This is a genomic window from Fusibacter sp. A1, from assembly GCF_004125825.1.
Classification (GTDB): Bacteria; Bacillota; Clostridia; order Peptostreptococcales; family Acidaminobacteraceae; genus QQWI01.
Genome location: NZ_QQWI01000014.1, coordinates 69,160 through 91,720 on the forward strand (window position 1 = coordinate 69,160; position 22,561 = coordinate 91,720).

A 22,561-nucleotide genomic window follows, 5' to 3' on the forward strand; every position below is an offset into this window, starting at 1 on the left:
TGTTAAGCAAAATACATAATCGGCGATTGATGATAATAGATAATGAAAGCGAGTAGTTGATGAAACCACAGACTGTTAAGATTCATACGAAGAACAATGACTATCAACATATCGAAGTAATCAAGAACAATAGAAAAAAACGAAGTAAATATGGCGAGTTTTTTGTAGAGGGTGCCAAGTCGATCAATAATATCGTCGCTAACGGCTGGAAGATAAACGCGTTCATCTATGCGATGGAACAGCCTCTTTCGGATTGGGCAAAGGACATCTTAGCAACCTCTAAAGCTACAATCCATTACGAGCTTAAACATGAACTGATGCTTGATCTGAGTGATAAGAACGAGGATTATTCAGAGATTCTAGCTCTTGTTGAGATACCGCAGGACAGCTATGATAGAATACCGCTAAAAAAGGATGCGCTCATCGTTCTTTTCGATAGGCCTTCCAATCATGGTAACTTAGGAACGCTACTGAGGTCGTGCGAAGGACTTGGAGTAGACGGAGTGATCCTATCAGGTCATGGAGTCGACTTATATGATGTGAAGACGATCAGAGCCAGTTTGGGAACAATGTTTTCTGTTCCAGTGGTTAGAGCATCCTCTTTTCAAGAGGTGCATGAGTGGATTGATAATGTCAAAGAGCAGCTTCAGGACTTTCAGGTTGTGGGTTCGACATCTGCTACTGACATGATGGTGGATGACGCGATCTTTACACATCCCACTATGCTTCTTGTCGGCAATGAGACACTTGGGCTGAGCCACAACTTCACAGAGCTCTGTGATGTCATGGTCAAGATTCCGATGTATGGACGTATCACATCATTCAATGTTGCTTGTGCGGCATCTATGATGTTGTATGAAATCGATAGACAAAGACGTAAAGGTATCTGATATGAGAAGGTTCTATCAACGCGGTAGGACTTTTTTCATGAAGAATGGACTGAAGAGGTGACTATGCAACTTGCCAATTTTAAAGAAAAACTGATCGAATCATTGATCGGTAATGTTTTAATGTTCGGACTCAATTTGATTTTCCCCATGGTCATCAGCAGAATTTACGGTGTTGAGACCTATGGCAGTTATGTTTATGGAATCACGATCATCTCGATAGCGCTTTTTATGGCAAACTTGGGGATGGATGTCGGGTTGCTGTATTACATACCCAAGACTGGCAACCGGTATGTGACTTCCAGTTTTGTCCTAAATGTGTTTACCTCCGCATTGGCCATGCTTATCATCCACTTGTTTATGCCCAGAACACTGAGCCCTTATTTGGGGCTTGTATGGCTGCTTTCCGCGGAGCAACTCTTTTTTAGCATCTATAGGGCGAGACATCATATAAAAAGTTTTTTTCTTATCAAATCATTCGTAGGGATTTGTATGACGATCCTAATCTCCTACATCCTATATCTGAGATTTGGACCGACAGAACTTAACATTGTCATCGCGACCTACTTATCGGCCATTCTTTCAACAGCATTTTATGCTTATCAGAACAGAAGTATGTTTGGTGGGTTTGAACTTAAAACAGAGTTTGTTTTCTACTCGCTTACAGTGATCTTGGGCGGAGTGATGTCGCTGCTTATCGCTTATATCGACATCGTCATGATCGAGGCGATGATGACCAAGGCTGATGTGGGCTTATATAAGGTTGCGACTGAACTGGCGCAACTTCCATCCTTCTTTCTAAGAATCGTCAATACGGTATTTCCTCCGTTGGTCTCTAAACTGTACCATGAAGGTAATCTGCCGGAAGTCAGACGACTTTACGAACGCATCACAAGGTATCTTTTTGTCTTATCGAGTATCACAATTCTTATCATCCTACTCTTATGGAAACCGATACTCTCCCTTTATGGTGTGGAATATCTGGTGGCGAAAAACGTACTCATCTATCGAGGAATAGGACAACTCGTCAATGCTAGTGTGGGCAGTGTCTGGTATATTGTGCTGATGACCGGGCACCAAAAGATTAGATTGATTTCGATTCTGGCATCTGCCTTGATCAATATCACGCTTAACTATCTTTTGATTCCACCAATGGGGATTGACGGGGCCGCCTTAGCAAGTATGGCTTCGACTGTGTTTATCAATATCATCGGTTTTTTCGTTGTAAAAAAAATTCTCGATGCCAAAGTGTTCTATATCATCTAGCGCCACGAGGATGCATACAGCTCCATTTTCAAATATGAATAAGAGTTAATACCAAACGGAGTTGAATTAGCTGTAAAGGCGTGATATGGTTGGATACAAGGTACTATTAACAACAGGAGAATGGACATGAAAAAAAATATCAAACAGTTTCTACTAATCAATCTGGGATTACTTGTAATGGCAATCGGCCTTCATTTCTTCTTGATCGCGGCGGATCTTGCGGTAGGTGGCATCACTGGTCTTGCAATGGTGATCAATCATTATCTGCCTCAGATTCCGATTGGAGTGATCATGATGGGATTCAACATAATGTTGTTTATCCTGGCACTGCTTATTCTGGGCAAGGAATTCACTGGATACACGCTATATTCAAGCTTCGCACTTTCGGGTATGATTTACCTATTTGACCTCTTGATTCCGATGAACGGACCGATGGTCGATGACATTTTGTTAAACCTTCTTTTTGGAATCGTGATCCAAGGGATTGGAATGGGACTCATCTTTTATCAGAACGCTTCCACAGGCGGTACGGATATTATCGCTAAAATCATCAATAAGTTTACTCATATGGACATCGGCAAGGCGCTGCTTCTTGCGGATTTTGCAGTGGCGATTTTTGCAGGACTTGCCTTCGGATTCGCCTTAGGACTTTGGGCGCTTGTAGGGATTGTGATGAACGGGCTTGTCATAGACCGCGTAATCGCAGGATTTGAGATGAAATTGAATGTGGTCGTCATCAGTAATGAATATGAGTTGATCAATGACTTTGTACTCGAAGTTCTTGATAGAAGTACAACGATCTATGAAGCGCATGGGGGTTACTCCGGTACGAAAAAACAAGTGGTTCAGACAATCCTCAATAAAAAGGAATATATCAGATTAAAGCAATACATCAAGACGATTGACCCTCAGGCCTTCCTTTCAGTCGGATTCATACATGAAGTCTTGGGTGAGGGATTCAATCAATATCTTAATCAATAACAAAGAAAAAACGCTCATAGGAGCGTTTTTTTAGTGTTAGGGAACTTAAGCGCTAAGGCCTGCCGCGTTGAGCAAGTTCCATGGTTTATTGTAATGAGGCTGGAAGAAGAAATCGACAAATGCCAGCTCATCGACAGTCATTTTATTTTGAATGCACACGCTGATCGTATTGATGGATTGTGTGAGGTCCGCAGTGGAGATAATCTGTGCTCCAAGAATTCTTCTAGATTCTTTTTCATAGACCAGCTTGACTTTGACTTCATCATAGGTCGGCATAAACTCCGGCCTGTGGTTTTCTACCACGGTCACTGTCTCAATAGAAAAGCCTTCGGAAAGCGCTGCAAGTTCTGTAAGCCCTGTTGAGGCGATATTATGCTCATAGATTTTGATGCCTGACGTACCTTGTGTACCCATATACCTTGTAGTAGGACCCATTAGATTTCTGGCCACAAGGGTACCCATTCTCACAGCGTTTGTGGCAAGCGGCATGTAACCAGGTTTGCCAGTAGGATTATAGATGATCGCACAGCTATCGCCAGCGGCATACACATCTTCCTTGGAGGTTCTCATGTACTCGTCCACTATGATGGCGCCATTGTCCATCGTGTCTACTTGACCCTTGACAAGCTCCGTATTCGGTTTGAATCCGATGCAAAGGATCACAAGATCAGTATCTACCTCTGAACGGTCGGTGACAACTTTGGACACTTTACCGTCGGTGCCTTCGAATCGAACCACCTTCTCGCCTAGCGCCAATTGGATGCCATGATCTTCAAATGCCTTCTCTGCTACGGCTGTGTACTCAGGGTCGAGATACCTTGACATGATTCGGTCCTGGGCATCGATCAAGGTTACCTCTTTACCGTTCATTTCAAATGCTTCAACTAGTTCAACACCGATATAGCCTGCGCCTATCACTGTGATATGTTTTGCTGATTTTGATTTTTCGATGATATCGTTTGAGTGATGGAAATTCTTAGACAGAAGGATGTTATCAAGTTCGATTCCCTCAAATTTTGGAACGATAGGCCATGATCCCGTCGTGAGAATCAGCTTGTCGTAAGAGTCATCGACAAGTTCGCCGGAAATCAAGTTTTTTGCCTGTAGTGTTTTTGCATCCGTATCGATCTGAAGCACATCATGTCTCATGTGGGTTACGACTCCAAGTTCCCGTAACTTCTCAGGGGAGCAGTAGAAAAGGCCGTCAGAATCCTTTACAACGCCTCCTACATATAGAGCAATCCCGCAAGACAAGAACGAAATATTGTCATTTCGCTCATAGACTGTGATTTGTGCCTCTGGATATAATTTAGCCGCATTGAGTATTGCGGCGGTGCCTGCATGTGTACAACCGATAACTGCGATTTTCATAGGTGTTTCCTCCAATGTTCGTTTGTAATGATTTCAACTTTGATATTATTATAACACGATGTTCATGAAAATCAATATCATTTGAACTATTTTATTGAAGTTTATTTTCACAGTGGTCGCTGAAAAAGAAATAAACAGCCCTATTGGACTGTTTTTAGTATCTCAAGTATGATTTCCTCTATGTTTGCCAGTTGAAGCATATCGTTGATAATTACTTGACAATTTTTAGGCTTTATTCTGACATGTAGGACCTGTTCGAGTGTTGGCAGATGGACAAGAAGAACATCCATACGTGGATGGGGAAGCTTAACCGTCAATAGATTGATAGAGAATTGATGGTCGCTAGTTACAATCTCATGATCACCAAATGAGGTATAGCTTTTTAGAGGGTGATCAGACAAGCCGTTGATGCATATACGATGCCCATCGATTTTCAGAACATATATAAATTGGCGGTTCATGCTTAGTCTAGGTGTAAGCGATAGCTGGTCCTTGGGGGCGAGGTACTGATAAAGCCGCCAAAGCGGATACATATTGACGATGTCATCCGCATTGTGGAGCAGTATTTTTTTTAGCAGTGCATCGTCGGGAGACTTCAAATAAAGCTTGTAGTCCTCAATGCTTTCCTTTCCGCTGATCGTATCAGTCCTATTGATGCCGAGTAGACTTTCAATAGTCTTCAGTTTTCTGTTCTCTAACGTGTCTAGTTCTATGTGCTTAGCCCAACTCAGCAAATCAGTCCACATATGCTTTGTGTACTGATAGGGAAGCAAGTGATGTTTGGTTCTGGCTTCCAAATAGGGACGGTCAAATCGATCGCCGTTGAAGGTGATGATATGGCAAGGTTCTCTTAAGTACTCGTCAAGTGCGTTTAAAAGCTCGGGTTCATCGTCCGGCCCCTGGGCAAACCATTGGATCAGTTCCAAATCGCTCTCGCGTACCGCCATCACACCGATAAGCATGACGTAGGTGTAGGTTCTATGAAAGCCCGTCGTTTCAATATCGAGAAACACGGTCTGCACATTATCCAAGATAGGAAAGGTAACTTGTATATCGGGTTTTGGGTAATTTTTTTTTACAACAATCATATGCGTATAAGGCTCTAGACCTATCTCCTTCTCTAGTAGTTATGTTATAATAATATCGTCTTTGTAAAAGTTTAGCAAGGTAAGCACGTGATTGGATGGTACGAGTCATTCAATCCACCTGTTCATATACCGATTAAAATTATTAAGGAGAAACGTATGAATCTCATTGCCATCGATCAAATAGTAGAAGGTATGACCCTTGCTGAAGACATAATCAATGAAGAGGGAGTCATCTACCTGAATACTGGGACAGAGCTAAAGGGTAGACATATCAGACTGCTTGAAAATCTCAACGTGACCTTTGTCTATGTGGTTGTCGATAAGCCTAGCTCGGAGGCTGGAATAGACTTACCTGTTAAAGCCGTTAAGTCATTCAATAAGGAATTCAAGCATACGCTTGAAACATTTAAGAACATCTATACTAAGGTGCGTTTCGGGTCCCGGATCGCTATCGATGAAGTCAAGAAATCTCTTGAGCCACTCGTAGAAGGAATTCTTAACGACAATGATATTTTGGGAAGCCTACGATCCATTGAGATCAATGATGAATATACATTCAAACACTCCATCAATGTCAGTCTGATTTCCAGTATGATTGGAAAGTGGATGGGGTATGACGAGGAGAAACTTAAACTACTGTCAGTTGCCGGACTGCTCCATGATCTTGGAAAGTGCAAAGTTCCGAGTGAAATTTTAAACAAGCCCTCACGTCTTGAGGATAATGAATTTGAAATCATGAAAACACATGCCTTACTTGGATTTTCCATCTTGACCGAAAGTGGCAACGACAATCTAGATATCTTAAAAGGAATCTTGCAGCATCACGAACGAATTGATGGAAACGGATATCCGAACGGGCTACGCGGTGATGCGATCCATGAGTTTGCCAGAATCATCGCAGTCGCGGATATTTTTGATGCGATGACGACGGATAGGTGCTACAGGGCCAAGTTATCCGCATTTGAAGTTGCCGAAGAACTTTCTAGGCTGAGTTATGATCATCTTGACGTGAAGATCGTCACCTTGTTCATTCAAAACATCTCGAAGTTTTTTGTTGGAAACAGAGTGCTACTTAATACTGGAGACATAGGAGAGGTAATCATGGTCAATCCATTTGCAATTACTCGCCCTTTGATCAAACTCACTTCGGATTTTATCGATCTTTCAAAAGACTATAGACTTCAGATCGTCGAAGTTAAAAGTTGATAGCCTTTATTTGAATATCGTCTTTAATCATCAAATTGAATTAATAAAAAAAACCAGCACTACGATGTTCATCACATACGTAAGCGTGCTGGTTTTTTGTGGTTGAAACCTGAATAATCGTAAGACGGCTCAGGTTTGATCATTCTGAATTATTCATAATAACCGTTTTCAAACAGTAGTTTGATCTGGTTCATATCATCTGTGAAGGCTTTGGCAAGCATCAGCTTGATACGGGCTTTCTGGCCGTTTAGGTTGCAGCCGAATATCGCACCTAAGTCATGTAGCTGCTTTCCGCCGCCGTCGTAGCCATAACTGCCTAAAACCCTACCCATTGGACATCTAGAAACGATGACTACAGGAATATTGAGCTCCAAGGCTCTTCCGATACCTGACATCATTTCTGGTGGAATATTGCCTCGGCCCATCGCCTCGATGACAAATCCTTTGGCGCCTTTGTCAATTAAGAAATCAATGACTAGTGAATCCATACCGACTGCGGTTTTTATCAAATGGACGTTCTCTTCCAAGGTGTCGACTTCGATATGCTGGTGTTTGGTGATGTTTCTATAATAAATCACTTGGTCGTTGTCTACGATTCCAAGAGGTCCGAATTCCAAGCTTTTAAACGTATCAAGCGACATCGTGTGTGTTTTTGTCGTTTCGCTGGCAGCGTTTACTTCGTTGTTGAGTACGATAAGCACACCTTTCATACGAGATTTGTCGCTGGTCGCAGTACAGATAGCCGCAGAAAGATTCGATGGACCGTCGTAACCAAGCTCGGATCCGTTTCTCATCGCTGCTACCATGACAATCGGTTTTGGAGTGTTTATGGATAAATCCAAATAATAAGCTGTTTCTTCAAGCGAATCCGTACCGTGTGTGATCACCACACCTGAAATATCATCTCTTGCAATCAGACCAAGTACGACAGCTCTTAACTCATGCATTTTTTTCGGTGTCATCTGAGGACCAGGAAGTCTTGAAAAACTAACTATTTCAATCTCAGCCAGCTTATCGATATTTGTCACCATGGACATGATTTCTTCTGAGGACATTGCAGGTATTGCTGCAGAGATTCTGGGGTCGACTTTCATAGAGATGGTTCCTCCAGTAAAGACAACAGCGATTTTTTTTAACATGGTCAAACCTCCAATTGCTTCTTATGTATACGTTTTCCTTAATAATTATAACAGGATAAGGATTAAAGTGTAACTTCATTTTTGTAATAGTTTCCTTTGTGGAGTTTAACGGGTAATCGGATGGTTTTTCTCAGAGATTTAAGGTATAATAATACTGTTTGACATTGAAAAGAGGTGTAACTATGATTTATTTTGACAATGCCGCAACAACTAAAGTCATCGATGAGGTTGCGGAATTGACGTTGAAGTATATGACGGAAAACTATGGAAATCCATCTTCGCTGCATAGGATGGGTTTGAATGCTGAAAAGGGTGTAAAAAGCGCTCGAGGATTGATTGCGAAAAGATTAGGCGCTAAACCTGAGCAAATCATATTTACTTCTGGAGGAACCGAAGGAAACAATACGGTGATACTTGGAATCGCAAGGGATCGCGCAAAATTCGGCAAGCATCTAATTACTACAACTATCGAACATCCATCGGTTTTAAACTGCTTTGAGCTGCTTGAATCCGAAGGGTTTGAAGTGACATATCTCCCCGTAAACCAAGAGGGGATTGTAATGCAGGAAAGTCTGAAATCGGCACTTAGACCCGATACTCAGCTTGTGAGCATAATGATGGTCAACAATGAACTCGGATCGATCCAGCCTATAGCGGACCTGGGAGCGGTTCTGAAGTCTTCTGATTATCAAGGTTATTTTCATAGCGACGGGACACAAGCGCTCGGTAAACTGAAATTGAACTTTACTAGTCTACCTTTGGACTTTTTTACCGCTGCCGCCCATAAGTGTCACGGACCAAAGGGTGTTGGATTCATCTACGCTAGATCTGGACGACTTCCCAAAGCGTACATGATCGGTGGCGGTCAGGAATCCAATCAACGATCAGGTACGCATAACACGGCTGGAATCGTCGGAATGGCAAAAGCGATCGATATGGTTTATGCGGACTTTGAGAGTTCTAGACAAAAAATAAGTGAGTTTAGCATCAAGATCAGATCTTATTTTGAGGACTACGGTGATTCATGCAGGGTCTATACTCCTCAGCTGGAGAAATCTGTACCCCATATCATTGATGTGGCATTCAAGCATCTAAAAGCCGAAGTGTTGCTCCATACACTCGAAAAGTACGGCATCATGGTGTCTTCAGGTTCGGCTTGTTCAACGAACAAGCAGTTGAAGGTATCTCATGTGCTATCGGCAATCGGCGCAAAACAGGAATTTATCGATGGAGCGATACGGATCAGCATGTCGAAGTTGACAACAGAAGAAGAAGTAAATCATTTGATAATGACTTTGGATAAGGTGTTACCCGAACTACAGGCGGTAACAGGGCGGAGGTTTTAATGGAACAGAATTTGTTGGTAATAAGATATGGCGAAATCGCCTTAAAAGGTGCGAACCGTAATTTTTTTGAATCTCGTCTGATGAGAAACATAAAATCTGGACTGAAAAATATTGAAGGTTCAGTTGTCACCAAGGAGCATGGCAGAATGTTCGTCAAGTATCTTCCAGAGAACCACACGGAAGTCACAGAAGCGATAAAAAAGGTGTTCGGAATCGTCTCGTATTCACCTGCTGAAGTAGTTGCAAACGACATGGAGGCAATTGCTGAAGTGGCAATCAATCAAATGAAGGATATCGTTGCAAAACGAGGTCCTGTATCCTTTAAAGTTGAGACAAGAAGACCTAACAAAGGCTTTAAACCTCAATCTCCTGAAATTTCCAGGATTATCGGTGGAGATATTTTAAAGAGTTGCGATGGGGTTGCGGTTAATGTTAGGAATCCTGATGTGACGGTTCAAATCGAAATCAGAGAAAAGACTTATGTCTATACAGATGTGATCAAATGTCAGGGCGGTATGCCCTATAAGACAGCTGGAAGAGCCATGCTTTTACTTTCTGGCGGTATCGACAGTCCGGTTGCGGCATTCATGATGGCGCGTAGAGGATTAGAAATTGAAGCGGTCCATTTCCATAGCTATCCATTTACAAGCGAAAGGGCGCAAGAAAAAGTCTATGAACTTGCGCGTAAATTAGCTGTATACACTGGCAGAGTCAGAATTCATTCGGTAAATCTCCTTGATATCCAAAAGCAAATAGGTAAAAAGTGTCCGAGTGAGGAAATGACAATTCTGTCTAGAAGGTTTATGATGGCAATTGCGACAAAAATCGCCGAAGATAGAGATTGCAAAGCACTTGTAACCGGGGAAAGTCTAGGACAAGTCGCTTCTCAAACAATAGAGGGGATCAATGTCACGACAGATGCTACACATCTTCCGGTATTCAGGCCTCTTATTTCGATGGACAAAGTCGATATCATGGACATCGCAAAAAAAATTGACACTTATGAAACCTCCATTTTACCTTTTGAAGACTGCTGTACTGTTTTCCTACCTGATAGAGTAGTTACAAAACCAAAAGTTGATATAATTAGAGCATCTGAAGCTTTGTTGGATAAAGAGAAACTTATAAATGATGCGATTGAATCGATGGAGATCATTATTGTTAAAGGGGAAGAATCTTATGAAATGTAATTCATGTGGTATCGAACTTGAAGCAGGTAAAAAAAAATGCCAGGCTTGTGGTGCAAAACAACCAGTAAAAAAAGCAAAGAAAGCTAATGAAAAAGAAGTCAGCATTCCTGTAAAGACGATGCTGTTGGTTTTAGCTGGTATTGTCCTAGTTGGCGCAACCGGTCTTGGATTACTGAGTTATCAAGTTAGAGACAATGGGAACACTCAAGTTGTTGAAGTTCCTGAAGAGAGTTACCACTATGAAATCGCAGTACAAGCGTTCGATTCCGGCGATTATGACTTAGCGATTGCTGAGATGACAAAAGTCGCTGAGTTATCCAAGGATGAAGGTCTAAAAAGACAGGCGCTCCACACAATCGGAATGTCCTATTATTTTTCCGGTGAGTATGATCAGGCGATCGCCTCTTTCAGTTTGGCTCAGGATATTGCCTTGTCCTTCCACACCAGCGCTTATATGGGTGACGCATACACGCAATTGGGTAAGCAGGCGGAAGCTTATGAGTGGCTCAGTCAAGCAAATCAAATTGAACCTGAGAACTACCTTTATCATGAATTCATGGCATTTTTCCATTATAAATTTATGGATTTGAATGCGATGATTAATGAAATAGACAATGCAATCAATCTGGGGTCGGACAATCTATACCTCTATGAACTTAAAGTGATCGCATTTCATTTGAGCGGACAAGACTTTTTACGAGATGAGACCCTGTCCATTTTAGAACGAAGTGAGTATGCAGGATTAGATGAACTATACAAACGACTTGGTTTTACAAGGGATTATCTCTTTGAAAAGGTCAGTCTATCTGAATTTAATCTGACCTTCTTTGAAGGTGACGATTCGGTGGTGGAAGTACCTGCATCCGCCCAGACGACATTTAAGCAATCTGAAGCAAGATTTATCTATTGGAATCTAAATTATGAGGTGACACCTCTTAAAAATTCACATCCTATGCTTGTCAGAGCCATCTATAGGGATGAAAACGGAACTATCGTTAGTGACTCCAGCGACTATCTGACGATTGAAAAGGAATCAGTTGACGGTTCTTTCTTCTGGGGAATCGGTAGTGGAGATGCCTTATGGAAGACCGGTGAGTTTGAAGTTGAAATTCTCATTGAAGATACATCTGTCAGCACTGGTAGATTTACAATTACAGAGTAATAGCAAAACGACTCAACCGTATGATCGGTTGAGTCGTTTTTTAAATTAACTTCGTCTTAGATTGAAATTCATCCTGAATCTGTTCAAGACGTTTGACACCGTCAAGTCGATTCTGTTTTGCTTCTTCCTGAATTCTTTTCGTCTCCTCTATACCGTCCACAATCATCTTCCAAGTTTGCTCGAGTGTTTCCACGTCGATCGAACTTCCGCTAGCCAGTTGGGCGGTGAGTTTTGATTGCATTGCCGTATTCTGAGCATTCTTCAAGAGCAGTTCATTGGTCTTCTGGTCGAGTGCGGCCATCGCTTGAGCTTGAATACCTTGTCGTTTAAGGGCGATCGCTTGAGTCAGGCTTTGTTTAAAAATAGGGAGTGTAACGATAAAGGCTGAATTGATTTTTCTCATCAAATTGTAGTTTCCGCGCTGAATAAGCTTGATTTGAGGCAATGACTGCAGAGCGACGTTTTTAGCAAGTTCTAGATCGTAAATGCGTTGCTCCACCATTTCAACCGCCTGTAGCAGGTTGTTAAGGTTAACCTGGTCGATCTGGTCGGTGCCTTGAGCGACTTTAAGCTCCAGTGCTTTAATATCGTTCTCCTTAAGATGTTCAAGGGCCATCTGGCCAGCGTAGATATACTTTTGAAGAATTTCATAGTATTCCATATTTTTTACGAACATATTGTCAAGCATGTCGTTGGAAGTCAAGATTTCCTTCTCGTACGTTTTCAATTGACCGTAGACTTTGTCGACTTCTCCACCCATGGACTCGTATTTCTTCAACAGGTTTTCAATCGAATTTTTTGCATTTGAAAACATCTTATCGAAGAATCCTTTTTTCTTCTCTTCAAAATCATGTGAATCGAATTTGCTCATGATTTTATTGAGCTGCATCAATAACATTCCCGAATCCTCAACGTTTGTTGACTTCATGTTCGCTAAAATCTGATCGGCGAACTTAGAAATTTCAGCGGCTGTTTCTCCACCGAAAGTCATAATCGATTCTGCGCTCTTTATGTCGAGTTGCCTAGAGATTGAAACAACCTCGGGGGCGTTCTTCACGCGCTCTTCCACAACCTTGGTCGTTTCGCCGGCGTCAAAATCGAAATCTTTCTCGTCTAGGACTTGCAGTTCTTTGGGCATAGTATCCTCCTTTTTCATTTCATGTGGTTGGCGTATTATTTCTTAAACAAGTTACTGATTGTACGCTTCTTGCTTTTCTTGATCATTAGGCAAATCTCATCATAACTCAAATCATATGAAACTGTTTCAAAGTGATGTGTTTGGAAGCAATCCGCATTAAAAACATGTTCGATATTGGAATAACCTGTGGGTGATATGATCAGTAAATCAAATCCCATCTGGTGGATCATCGCAAGCGTATAGTGGTCATAAGTTGAAAAAAGGTGCTTGTCGCAATCCAGAATGACTACCTTTGGAATGTCAAATGGTTTATCGAATCCTTGAGCCAGGCGGACAAGCTCGTCAGGCAACCTGAGCATCACCGCCAGCGCCTGGGCTTTGATAGCATCGGGAACCACAATCGGACCTTGATTGTTCAAAATTTCTTTGATGCATCGAAGAAGGTGGTTCTGAACGTTTTCTCTAAGATGCGCGTAGCTGAAAAGTGGTGAATCTATCAGGCGTTTATCGATGGATTCTGTAGATTTTAGAATTTCTGATGCGAAATGTAGATCGCTATGAGACGGTGGTGTCTGATTTAGCGGAATATGTGTATAGACCACAGTGTGCTTTGATCTGATGAGCGGCCAAATCATAGTAGCGTACTCCTCAAGACTTGGGCTTACACCGCTTAGTTTTACAGTGAATTTAGGCGAAACAACTGAATGTTCAGCAACCTGAAATCCTGGTCTGATCCTTGCCTGTTCCGACCATAGGATCAAGAGCTCGTCAATGGTGGATTTCAATTGTACCGGTTGCAAAACAAAATCATCCAGTTGCCATGGCTTATAATAACCTGTCGATTCACCAGTGATATAATTGGAAAACTCACCGGACGCTTGAAGCGCAACTGTCTCGCGAATGTGTTTTTTTGAAACCACAGGCAAAACTTCCAGTGGAGTGCGATGTAAATGCGTGAGTTTGGGTATTGTTTCAAATCGATCGCCATGCCAGTCGATTGACGATGTATCCCCATAGGTATGGAGAATCATACAATCAAAACCACACTGGTAAAGCCAGGTGATGAAAAACTCGAGTTCTGGTGTAAGATCGCATCTTATCAACACAACTGGCAGATCCCATATAGCTGAGTCTAGGTCAAGAGGGGCATAAGCCTTGCAGATATCTGTGATAAAACGATAAACACAGTCGACGACGCAGTATTTTAATAGCGCAATGTCGGCCTCCAGCATGGCTCCAAGCCTTTCGAGGTTGATCAGCAAGGTATTCTCAAAGTCGTTTGAAAAGGCGTGAAACATTTTCGCGGCACGTAAACTTTGGATAAATCCGCTTATGGGGTAATCATCGCTCTCATGAAGTTCAAATAAGGATCTAACCATGGTGAGCGAATGAACATCTGAACGGTGGACCATTGAATTCTCATATTTTAAAACCGTGCGTTCATTCTTCAAATTATTGATAAAATCAAGACATTGCAACTGATATAGATGATAATCCCCAGGGTAGCCTATCTTGTGCAGTCCGAGATTGCTGATCACAAATTTTGTGCCAATTCTTTGAGTTTTTCTGCTTGTAGGCTTGAACCATAAACTAGAATCAAGATCCGCACACGTCACATTGGACTCGATTTGCATAGTAATAGCGCTGTTATTCTTATCGTGTTCCAAGAGTGTAAAAGGTGAGTCGCTCTCTTTGAACCTAAACTCTGTATATAGAGATTTATCAAGGGTAAGTGTTGTTTGATTGTCATAATCGATCAGAATCACATGAAGTCCCAGCTGCTGTAAAAAATAAAGGTATAATTGCTCATGCCTGCTTGCCGGTCCTACAAAGCAAAATGTTTTCAGCTCGTTGTTCTCACTCAATGTTCGGTCGTGTATCAGCTTGACGAACCAAAAAAGGATTTTGTTGATCAAATTTGTTATCTGAGTGGGATGCTTATCGAACTCGTAGCCTTGATGATTGATAATGACTTCAAAAATAGAAACAACGTTTAAGAGAAAAGCTTGTGAATATTCCATTCCATGTAGACTGAAATATTCGAAAAATTGAGTGCTTGCAAGCGGCTGTGAAAAGGGGTAGATCGTATCTTTTGAACGATTTGGAATTTCATTGCTCAGCTGAATAAACTCCACATGGCGATTTTTAAGGATCAGCTGATGGACATATGGTCCATAACCCCTGCAGATGATCATATCTGATGAGTAAACTGAAGGACTTGGATCTTCAAAGTGATTCATCCACCCAGAAACACTCTTAGTAGGTATCACTAAATGACTACTTGTAACATCACTGCGGTTGGATGTGCTAAAATTATCATTTGTCATAGGAACTCCTAATCTATACAAGGTCTTCTTATAAACTATTATAGATTAAAAAAAGATAATTCAGTCAGCATTCTGAAAAATTTAAGTAAACTCTAATTCAACTCTAAATTAAAGACAGTATGATAAGGGTATAATCAGAATGAAGATAAGTCATATGGAAAAGAGGTGTCTCATGCCAATTCAATTAAAACGTGGTCAACACGTCAATCTAAATAAGGAAAGTGACAAGCTTTCCATCTTGCAAGTAGGGCTGGGATGGGATTCGATAGATGAGAATTACGGGATTCTGGCGAAGTTGTTTAATAAAGGGGAGCTCGATTGCGATGCCTCTGTGATCATGCTGGACGAAAATGACCGATTGATCGACAGATCACATGTCGTCTACTACGGAAATCTTGTAAGCCCTGACGGAGCGATTATCCACCAGGGTGACAAAGTGGATGGAAAAGGAGACGGTGACAAAGAGAGGATAACAATCGACCTGAACAGGTTATCCGATAAAGTTAAGAAGATCGTTTTCATTGTCAGTCTATACGGCTGTGAGAACAAGAAACAGCATTTCGGAAGATTGAAAAAGGCATCTATACGAATTGTCGACATGAAAAGCATGAAAGAAATTATCAACTACAATCTATCAGAAGAGTATTACGGGAACACGGCTTTAATAGTCGCAGAACTCAAACTTGCTGGCGGTTCATGGCGCTTTTCGGCAATCGGTGATGGAACCAACGACTGCTCCATATCAAGAGTTGTCGACAGATACAGATAAGAAAGGCGGTACGAATATTCGTACCGCCTTTTGCTTTATTGATTGTTTGTATCGTTTGGCTCTGTTGTAAGTGGTGGAACAATAGGTTCTGTTCCTGGAAAATCAGGAACGATAGGAGTATCAATTGGTTGATAGATCGGTCCGTCTGGATTCAGAGCGACACCTGCTATCTGCCAAGGATAGATTACATCGTTGTTAAGTGAAACGATTGTACCTTGGGCATTGATTCTCGAACCCGCATCCACCGCATAGTTTTGCTTGTGGATTGTTGTGATGATGATTGAATCAGTAATGATTCTTTGCTGATCCTCCCTTAAGAAGGTGTTGACCCCTTCAAGTAGAAGTGCTGTCGTATCAGCTGTTCGTTCAACTCCGACATGGATAAAACAATATGGCGATTTAGGATCGTTTGCGAAAATCGAGTAATCGACATCTTCAGAAGGTGTAAGATAACTTCTTGGTATCGTATACAGATCATCCATGATAGGAATTGGAGATTCTCCTTCTTCAAGATTCAAATAAGGGTCATATCCCTCGTCAAGCCTTAAACGCTTCACGACAGTCCTATGTGTGCTTTCCGGACAATACGGCGTCGCAAGGCGACCGCTATCGGTACAGATGGTCACTTCTACGTGCACATCATCCTTTTCAGTAGGCTGAGTACCGGGAATGAAAATCTCCCTGATGATCGTGCTATATCCATCCTGCGGATCCGCATAGCTTAGCGGGGTAGGTATCTTACCTGATTTATTATCCACGGTCATCGTGATAAGGCCCATCTCATCTGCTGTTTTAAAGTTCTTATCAGGAAGATCCGAGTGGATATCCTTCATGATCGTGCTCCAAAACTTCGCAGCAACTGTGGAACCCTGTGAAAGTGGAACTTGTACGTCGTTTCCTATCCACATGCCTGCCACATAGTAAGGGGTATATCCAACAAACCACGCATCGTGCTTGCTGGATGTCGTACCAGTCTTACCGGCGATAGGTATCCCTAAGTTACCTGGTCTAAGCGCAGCTGTTTTGGCAAGCCCTGTTGTCGCGCCACTTTGCATCATATCATGCATCAGGAATGCGACTTTGTCATCCACAACATAGGTCTGTTCGGGTGTATTGTCGATGATTAGCGTGCCGTACTTGTCATATACTTTAGTAAATGTGATGGTCTCGTTTCTAACACCACCATTTGCAATCGCACCGTAAGCGCTTGTGATATCGAATGGTGTGACACCGACTGACATACCACCAAGTGCGAGGGCTGATAGGTTGACGTCGTTTGTCGGACCGCTTTCAACAAGTGTAGAGATTCCAAGCTTCTTCAAGTAAGGAATCGAAGTCTCTACTCCCATGGCTTCGAGAATCTTTACAGGAATGACGTTGACAGACTGTTCAAGCGCCTCGCGCATCGTCATGATTCCCCTGTAGCTGTACTCATAGCTGCTGTACCAGTTGAACGGCCAAAGTTTGCCGCTATTATCATATCTAGGTACGTCATCAAAAACTGTAGAGGTCGTATACCCGTTATCAAGTGCCGGTAGATATACACCGATCGGTTTCATTGATGAACCAGGTTGTCTAGGTTGTATAGCCCTATTGAATATTCTCTGACCAGTAACATTACGGCCACCGATGATCGATCGTAACTCGCCTGTGTGGTAATCGATGATGACCATGGCTGATTGCGGCTGAATGATGCCTGTATCTGCAATCGAGTAATAAGTCTTGTCAATCAACAATTCGCCAGTAGGGGCTACAGTATAAAACTCAGGATTACTAGTTAAAAATGTCTTACTGATCACTGCATTGTCGCTCTTATCGTAACTTGTTTGATCATAATCGACCTTTACAGATTTTCCTTTGAAAATATAAAGCTCCTGAATGCTGACTTGTTCAGCATAATGACTTCTAGCACCGATCAGTACGCGTTCAAGCGTAGGATCTGAACGATATGCATCCTTGAGAAGAATTTGGACACCTATCTTGTTTCCATCAGAATCATTAGCGCTGTAGAAATTGAACGCTCTGTTTTTTCTAAGTACCAGATTGCCATTGTCGTCAAAGAAGAAATCCTTCGGCTGTACCACTAATTCCTCATTCTCATTCACAATCGCATCAAGGTCGTTCATGCTGATTTTTGAACCGACAACTTTGTCATCGTCATCTTTTAGCAACTGCAGAATATTACGATTGGAATCGCGGTACACTTCGATGGTCGGTAGGTTTTCATTGCTCTTAAAGAGTAGACCGTCCTTTTCTAAGGCGTACTTAAGCAACAGTACCTCGTCATCGACCATTCCGTCCTTATAAACATCCTTAGTAAACTCGTCGCGCACTATCAAATCAAGCTCTGCAAGCTTGTTGAGCGTATTAGGTCCTACGATCCCGTCCGTACCCAAGTCATATTTCTTTTGGAAAGCGACGACTGCGCGTTTTGTCGCCTGATCAAACTTATTATCAAAGTCATTTGCATTGTAAGCCTTCTCTAAAGTACGCTGCATAGACATATCAAGGGTGGAATAGATCTTTAAACCACCACCGTATAGATACCTTTTTGCCTCATCCTCAGAAATGTTCTTTTCATCCATCAAAGCCTCGACCACATCGTCCTTGACCATGTCTGCAAAATAAGAGGAGATATCCTCATTTCTAAACTTACCGGGATGGAATCTTTCTACAATGTCATGTGAGGTTGCATATTCAATCGCGTAATCATACTCGTCTTGAGTGATGATACCGTTGTTTTTCATCACGCCTACAACTGTTTGGAAACGGATTAGCATTTTCTCATTGAAGATGATCGTATACTCTTCAGAATGCTCTCCGAGTACGATATCCGTATCTATAACATCTTCGTTGCGCTTAATAGTAAAAGGTGAGTACTTGGAATTGCCTTTTGGAATACCAGCAAGAACTGCAGCTTCGATATAATCCACATCGTTAGCGTCTTTTGAGAAATATCTCTGAGTCGCTGCTTGAATTCCCTGAACGTTTGCACCAAGTTCGATCGTGTTCAGGTAAGAAGATAAAATCTGCTCCTTGCTCAAGTGTTTTTCAATATCGATCGTATAATAGGCTTCTTTGATCTTTCTAACGTAACCTGCCTGACCCTTGGTAAACCTCGTATCTGTCAGGTACATGTTTCGGGCGTACTGCTGGGTGATGGTAGAGGTACCAGAAGGTGATTCACCCTTTGTAACCGCTTCAAAAACAGCGCCGACAAGACGGATATAGTTGAACCCGCTGTGTTCGAAGAAGGTCTTGTCCTCAACGCCGACAAAGGCATTGATGATATCCTCGTCGATCTCGTCATATGCGATGATCGTACGAACCCCACCATCCTGAACCTTTTCAATCAAATCGCCGTTCATGTCGTAGATGACTGAGTTTTCTTCAAGTAGTTTTTCAATGTTGTATTCAGCAATCGGTTCTGTATCCGCGATAATCGTCTTGATAATTTGAAAGGCGGCTCCCGCTCCGATTAATCCGAGAATGAACAGTGTGAAAAACGTATATAGAAGAATCCGGCCCAACCGGCCTTTCTTTTTTTGCTTTGTTTTAGTTTTTGTTTTCTTCTGTTGACCCATAACTGGTTATAACCCTCCTTAGGTTGTAGTGCAATTTTATCTATCCTATCATAACACATCATTATAATTCTGTTAATTGACTGAATTTAATATCTTATAATTGTAATCAAATTGTCAAGCAAAATGAGAAAAAACGATTCAATTCAAAATTACTTTTCAATAATAAATGGGATAAGTGTATAATGGAGTGGTAGTGAAAATTGCTTTGCTATAGGAATGAGAGGTAAAGATATGAACCAGATAAAAGAAAGTGAACTAGTAATAGAAGAAAAACAAGTAGCGATCCTTGTCGGACTTGATAGGGGAATTCGTGGAGAAATAGCCATAGAGGAGTCAATGCAGGAGCTAGCGGAACTAACTAGTGCGGCTGGCGCAGAAGTTGCGATGACAATCGTTCAAAACAAGCAAACTATTGAAGCTGCCACCTATATCGGTAAGGGTAAAGTAGAAGAAGTCCGATTAGCAGTTGTAACAGAAGACGCCAATTTGGTGATCTTCAATGATGAACTAAGCGGAGCACAGATAAGAAATCTTGAAGAAATGCTAGGCGTACGAGTAATCGATAGAACGGCTTTGATTCTAGATATATTCGCACTTAGAGCTCAATCAAAAATTGCGAAACTGCAGGTCGAACTGGCACAGCATAAATATCGTTTACCAAGACTCAAAGGTCTTGGCTCAACCATGTCAAAAACAGGAGGCGGTATAGGAACAAGAGGTCCCGGTGAGCAAAAACTTGAAATTGATAGAAGACGTGTCAATGATAAGATAACCGATATTAGAAGAAGACTTCAAGAAGCGGCAGACAATAGAGGGGTTACTAGACAGCAGCGTAAGAAAAACGAAGTGCCTATCGTAGCGCTTGTCGGATATACCAATGCAGGCAAGTCATCCGTCATGAATGCCTTCTTAAAAAAATTCAATGCGGAAGCAGAAGATAAGCAAGTTTTCGAGAAGGATATGCTATTTGCAACCCTTGATACTTACCATCGTAAAATTGATCTTGACGATCATAAATCCTTCATATTGATCGATACGGTAGGTTTTGTAAGTAAATTGCCACATGCGCTTGTCGAAGCGTTCAAAGCCACACTCGAAGAAGTCATCGAGGCGGACTTGCTTGTGCATGTCGTAGATGCGTCGAATACCAACTACGAACTTCAAATGGATGTAACAGATAAGACATTAAAAGAAGTAGGAATGAAAGAGCATAATGAGCTTGTCATCTTCAACAAGGCGGATCTGCTTGAAGGGGAAAGACTTTATCCAAGAGCCGACATCTGGACTTCAATGTTGACAGGTGAAGGATTCGAAGAGCTGATTCAAGAAATTGACAAACGTATCTTTACAAGCCATAGACGTGTGAAGATGCTTATTCCTTACACTGAAGGCAGTGTTTTAAACCGAATCATATCAAATGCCAAAGTATTTGAAACCACCTACGAAGAAGAGGGAACACTGATTGACGTTGAAATCGATGCGAAGGATTTTGAGAAGTTCGAATCATATCGTACTGAATAGGAACCGAAAGTTATGTATAAAACCATATTGAATGAAGTAAAAAGTGAGATTGTAATAGAAAAATCAAGATTCATCGCCCATATACTACCTGTCACGACAGAAGAAGATGCAAAAGCCTATATCGAGAAAATAAAAAAGGAACACTGGCAAGCAAGGCATAATGTGCCTTGCTATGTGCTAGGTGAAAAGTATGAAGTGCAGCGCTATAGTGACGATGGCGAGCCATCCGGTACTGCAGGTGTTCCAGTGCTCGAGATGATAAAAAAAGAAGGAATCACAAATGTCTGTATCGTGATCACAAGATACTTTGGTGGTATAAAATTAGGCACTGGCGGTCTTGTAAGGGCATATACCCAGGCTGTAAAATCGGCATTTGAAAAAGCCGGACTGGCAAATGTCTCGGACTACCGATATTTTCAGTGCTCATTTGATTATACTTATCATGGCAAGATTTCGCATCTGTTAAGTGGGTATGAAACCTATATCACAGAAACACTTTATACAGATCAAGTAGTGCTGTCATTTTATACACTTACAGAAGAAGCGGATGAGATTCTGAATCATGTGATCGATCTGACTTCCAATTCGATTACGTTATTGAAGGATGAAATTGTATTTGGCTGCATCATAAGCGGAGAATTTAAAAAGATGGAGGAGTCTTCATGAAAGCGATAGTAAATGAAATGCTACAGTTGAAATCATGGGCGGTGGTAGGTGCGACAAGAACAACTGCCAAATTTGGATATAAGATATTCGACAGACTTAACCGATGCGGATATCAGGTGGTTCCTGTAAACCCAATGTATGATGAAGTCAATGGAATCGCATGCAAGCCTTCAATAAAAGAAACTACAGGGATCGAAGTGGTAAACGTAGTGGTTGGTCCTGATAAAGCATATGATCTGCTAGATGACTTGGTCGATCAAGGTATAAAATATGTCTGGTTCCAACCTGGAGCATATAATGACAAGGTAATTCAAAAGGCAAGTTCATTAGATTTAAAAGTGGTGTACGGATACTGTGTGTTGGTCGAACTTGGCGAACTACCTTTTTGTCCGATTTAAGTTAATCAAAATGAAAACAAAAAGCCTTCAAGGCTTTTTTTGTTTGGTGCTCACAATTTGGATATGCTGTACAAATGAAAATAGACCTCATATCTTGTACGAGCAAACTATGGAAAACACTATATAATGTAGCGTGTGGTTTAAACATTTTTACTTTCGAAAAAGGCATAAAAATTTTTAAAAAAGGTGTTGACGTAGGTCGACTAGTGATGGTACTATGTACTAGTCGTCGAAACAAAGCGTTGATGGCGGCAAGACAATTTAATTGCGAATAAGAAAAATTAATCACCTCTTCGTTGAACAAACTACGTTCAACTGGCCGGTGGGGCGTCGTGAATAAGAAACATTCACGATCAATGAACCATGACAACTGAACAATGTACCCGCTTCCAATGAGCCGCCCCGTATAAACGATAGGCGAGTTGGAAAGCGACAATGGATAATTAGAGTGCAAGAAAAGCACCAAAAAAAATCACAAATAATTAACGCTAGACGTTAAACAAACTATTTTAATTAAGAGTT

17 protein-coding genes are annotated in these 22,561 nt (G+C 41.6%); 11 read left to right on the top strand and 6 right to left on the bottom strand.

What is annotated here, in order from left to right; translation table 11 throughout:
- Window positions 1-59: 59 nt before the first annotated feature.
- The 3 genes from DWB64_RS16990 (at window position 60) to DWB64_RS17000 (ending at window position 3,134) form a co-directional block, all read left to right on the top strand.
- Window positions 60-890, top strand: a complete 831-nt coding sequence (locus DWB64_RS16990; protein ID WP_129489418.1) for an RNA methyltransferase — start codon at window positions 60-62, stop codon at window positions 888-890.
- Between the two features lie 63 nt (window positions 891-953).
- Window positions 954-2,153: a polysaccharide biosynthesis C-terminal domain-containing protein gene (locus DWB64_RS16995; RefSeq protein WP_129489419.1), complete on the top strand. Its 1,200-nt coding sequence runs from the start codon at window positions 954-956 to the stop codon at window positions 2,151-2,153.
- 126 nt (window positions 2,154-2,279) lie between these two features.
- The gene (locus tag DWB64_RS17000; protein WP_129489420.1) at window positions 2,280-3,134 is read left to right on the top strand and encodes a YitT family protein; all 855 of its coding nucleotides are present in this window, start codon (window positions 2,280-2,282) and stop codon (window positions 3,132-3,134) included.
- A gap of 45 nt (window positions 3,135-3,179) precedes the next feature.
- Here the strand turns inward: DWB64_RS17000 and DWB64_RS17005 are convergent, their stop codons facing one another.
- Both DWB64_RS17005 and DWB64_RS17010 read right to left on the bottom strand, forming a co-directional pair.
- The gene (locus tag DWB64_RS17005) at window positions 3,180-4,505 is read right to left on the bottom strand and encodes an FAD-dependent oxidoreductase (RefSeq protein WP_129489421.1); all 1,326 of its coding nucleotides are present in this window, start codon (window positions 4,503-4,505) and stop codon (window positions 3,180-3,182) included.
- 140 nt (window positions 4,506-4,645) lie between these two features.
- Window positions 4,646-5,593 (bottom strand): ribonuclease H-like domain-containing protein, encoded by a 948-nt coding sequence (locus tag DWB64_RS17010; RefSeq protein ID WP_129489422.1) that lies wholly within the window; start codon window positions 5,591-5,593, stop codon window positions 4,646-4,648.
- A gap of 156 nt (window positions 5,594-5,749) precedes the next feature.
- Here DWB64_RS17010 and DWB64_RS17015 point away from each other — a divergent pair, with 156 nt between their 5' ends.
- Window positions 5,750-6,799: an HD-GYP domain-containing protein gene (locus tag DWB64_RS17015; protein WP_129489423.1), complete on the top strand. Its 1,050-nt coding sequence runs from the start codon at window positions 5,750-5,752 to the stop codon at window positions 6,797-6,799.
- A 149-nt stretch (window positions 6,800-6,948) separates the two neighbouring features.
- Here DWB64_RS17015 and DWB64_RS17020 read toward each other — a convergent pair whose 3' ends face one another.
- The gene (locus DWB64_RS17020; RefSeq protein ID WP_129489424.1) at window positions 6,949-7,938 is read right to left on the bottom strand and encodes an asparaginase; all 990 of its coding nucleotides are present in this window, start codon (window positions 7,936-7,938) and stop codon (window positions 6,949-6,951) included.
- A 182-nt stretch (window positions 7,939-8,120) separates the two neighbouring features.
- On the opposite strand from DWB64_RS17020, the gene DWB64_RS17025 reads away from it, so the two are divergent.
- From DWB64_RS17025 to DWB64_RS17035, 3 genes are read left to right on the top strand one after another with little or no spacing between them, the layout of a single operon-like run.
- The gene (locus DWB64_RS17025; protein WP_129489425.1) at window positions 8,121-9,284 is read left to right on the top strand and encodes a cysteine desulfurase family protein; all 1,164 of its coding nucleotides are present in this window, start codon (window positions 8,121-8,123) and stop codon (window positions 9,282-9,284) included.
- Entirely contained in the window at window positions 9,284-10,474 is a 1,191-nt protein-coding gene (thiI, locus tag DWB64_RS17030; protein ID WP_129489426.1) for a tRNA uracil 4-sulfurtransferase ThiI, read from the top strand. The genes DWB64_RS17025 and thiI overlap by 1 nt, the downstream gene beginning before the upstream one ends.
- Entirely contained in the window at window positions 10,464-11,636 is a 1,173-nt protein-coding gene (locus tag DWB64_RS17035) for a tetratricopeptide repeat protein (protein WP_164980468.1), read from the top strand. The genes thiI and DWB64_RS17035 overlap by 11 nt, the downstream gene beginning before the upstream one ends.
- A 40-nt stretch (window positions 11,637-11,676) precedes the next feature.
- Here DWB64_RS17035 and DWB64_RS17040 read toward each other — a convergent pair whose 3' ends face one another.
- Together DWB64_RS17040 and DWB64_RS17045 are read right to left on the bottom strand one after the other, a co-directional pair.
- On the bottom strand, window positions 11,677-12,774 hold the full coding sequence (locus tag DWB64_RS17040) for a toxic anion resistance protein (protein ID WP_171831376.1): 1,098 nt from the start codon (window positions 12,772-12,774) through the stop codon (window positions 11,677-11,679).
- Window positions 12,775-12,809: 35 nt separating this feature from the next.
- The gene (locus DWB64_RS17045) at window positions 12,810-15,101 is read right to left on the bottom strand and encodes a YceG family protein (protein ID WP_129489429.1); all 2,292 of its coding nucleotides are present in this window, start codon (window positions 15,099-15,101) and stop codon (window positions 12,810-12,812) included.
- A 172-nt stretch (window positions 15,102-15,273) separates the two neighbouring features.
- On the opposite strand from DWB64_RS17045, the gene DWB64_RS17050 reads away from it, so the two are divergent.
- Complete coding sequence (locus tag DWB64_RS17050) at window positions 15,274-15,870, top strand: TerD family protein (protein WP_164980469.1); 597 nt, start codon at window positions 15,274-15,276, stop codon at window positions 15,868-15,870.
- A 35-nt stretch (window positions 15,871-15,905) separates the two neighbouring features.
- Here the strand turns inward: DWB64_RS17050 and DWB64_RS17055 are convergent, their stop codons facing one another.
- Entirely contained in the window at window positions 15,906-19,454 is a 3,549-nt protein-coding gene (locus DWB64_RS17055) for a transglycosylase domain-containing protein (protein ID WP_129489431.1), read from the bottom strand.
- Between the two features lie 231 nt (window positions 19,455-19,685).
- On the opposite strand from DWB64_RS17055, the gene hflX reads away from it, so the two are divergent.
- Genes hflX through DWB64_RS17070 form a run of 3 tightly spaced genes read left to right on the top strand, consistent with a single transcriptional unit; the run spans window position 19,686 to window position 22,039 of the window.
- Entirely contained in the window at window positions 19,686-20,975 is a 1,290-nt protein-coding gene (hflX, locus tag DWB64_RS17060; RefSeq protein WP_129489432.1) for a GTPase HflX, read from the top strand.
- Window positions 20,976-20,987: 12 nt separating this feature from the next.
- The gene (locus DWB64_RS17065) at window positions 20,988-21,641 is read left to right on the top strand and encodes a YigZ family protein (RefSeq protein ID WP_129489433.1); all 654 of its coding nucleotides are present in this window, start codon (window positions 20,988-20,990) and stop codon (window positions 21,639-21,641) included.
- The gene (locus DWB64_RS17070) at window positions 21,638-22,039 is read left to right on the top strand and encodes a CoA-binding protein (protein WP_129489434.1); all 402 of its coding nucleotides are present in this window, start codon (window positions 21,638-21,640) and stop codon (window positions 22,037-22,039) included. Before DWB64_RS17065 ends, DWB64_RS17070 begins: the two co-directional genes overlap by 4 nt.
- The last annotated feature ends 522 nt before the right edge of the window (window positions 22,040-22,561 follow it).

Excerpts from the sequence above, each read along its gene's own strand:
- DWB64_RS16990 (WP_129489418.1), top strand. The coding sequence starts at position 60 with ATGAAACCACAGACTGTTAAGATTCATACGAAGAACAATGACTATCAA.
- DWB64_RS16995 (WP_129489419.1), top strand. The coding sequence starts at position 954 with ATGCAACTTGCCAATTTTAAAGAAAAACTGATCGAATCATTGATCGGT.
- DWB64_RS17000 (WP_129489420.1), top strand. The coding sequence starts at position 2,280 with ATGAAAAAAAATATCAAACAGTTTCTACTAATCAATCTGGGATTACTT.
- DWB64_RS17005 (WP_129489421.1), bottom strand. The coding sequence starts at position 4,505 with ATGAAAATCGCAGTTATCGGTTGTACACATGCAGGCACCGCCGCAATA.
- DWB64_RS17010 (WP_129489422.1), bottom strand. The coding sequence starts at position 5,593 with ATGATTGTTGTAAAAAAAAATTACCCAAAACCCGATATACAAGTTACC.
- DWB64_RS17015 (WP_129489423.1), top strand. The coding sequence starts at position 5,750 with ATGAATCTCATTGCCATCGATCAAATAGTAGAAGGTATGACCCTTGCT.
- DWB64_RS17020 (WP_129489424.1), bottom strand. The coding sequence starts at position 7,938 with ATGTTAAAAAAAATCGCTGTTGTCTTTACTGGAGGAACCATCTCTATG.
- DWB64_RS17025 (WP_129489425.1), top strand. The coding sequence starts at position 8,121 with ATGATTTATTTTGACAATGCCGCAACAACTAAAGTCATCGATGAGGTT.
- thiI (WP_129489426.1), top strand. The coding sequence starts at position 9,284 with ATGGAACAGAATTTGTTGGTAATAAGATATGGCGAAATCGCCTTAAAA.
- DWB64_RS17035 (WP_164980468.1), top strand. The coding sequence starts at position 10,464 with ATGAAATGTAATTCATGTGGTATCGAACTTGAAGCAGGTAAAAAAAAA.
- DWB64_RS17040 (WP_171831376.1), bottom strand. The coding sequence starts at position 12,774 with ATGCCCAAAGAACTGCAAGTCCTAGACGAGAAAGATTTCGATTTTGAC.
- DWB64_RS17045 (WP_129489429.1), bottom strand. The coding sequence starts at position 15,101 with ATGACAAATGATAATTTTAGCACATCCAACCGCAGTGATGTTACAAGT.
- DWB64_RS17050 (WP_164980469.1), top strand. The coding sequence starts at position 15,274 with ATGCCAATTCAATTAAAACGTGGTCAACACGTCAATCTAAATAAGGAA.
- DWB64_RS17055 (WP_129489431.1), bottom strand. The coding sequence starts at position 19,454 with ATGGGTCAACAGAAGAAAACAAAAACTAAAACAAAGCAAAAAAAGAAA.
- hflX (WP_129489432.1), top strand. The coding sequence starts at position 19,686 with ATGAACCAGATAAAAGAAAGTGAACTAGTAATAGAAGAAAAACAAGTA.
- DWB64_RS17065 (WP_129489433.1), top strand. The coding sequence starts at position 20,988 with ATGTATAAAACCATATTGAATGAAGTAAAAAGTGAGATTGTAATAGAA.
- DWB64_RS17070 (WP_129489434.1), top strand. The coding sequence starts at position 21,638 with ATGAAAGCGATAGTAAATGAAATGCTACAGTTGAAATCATGGGCGGTG.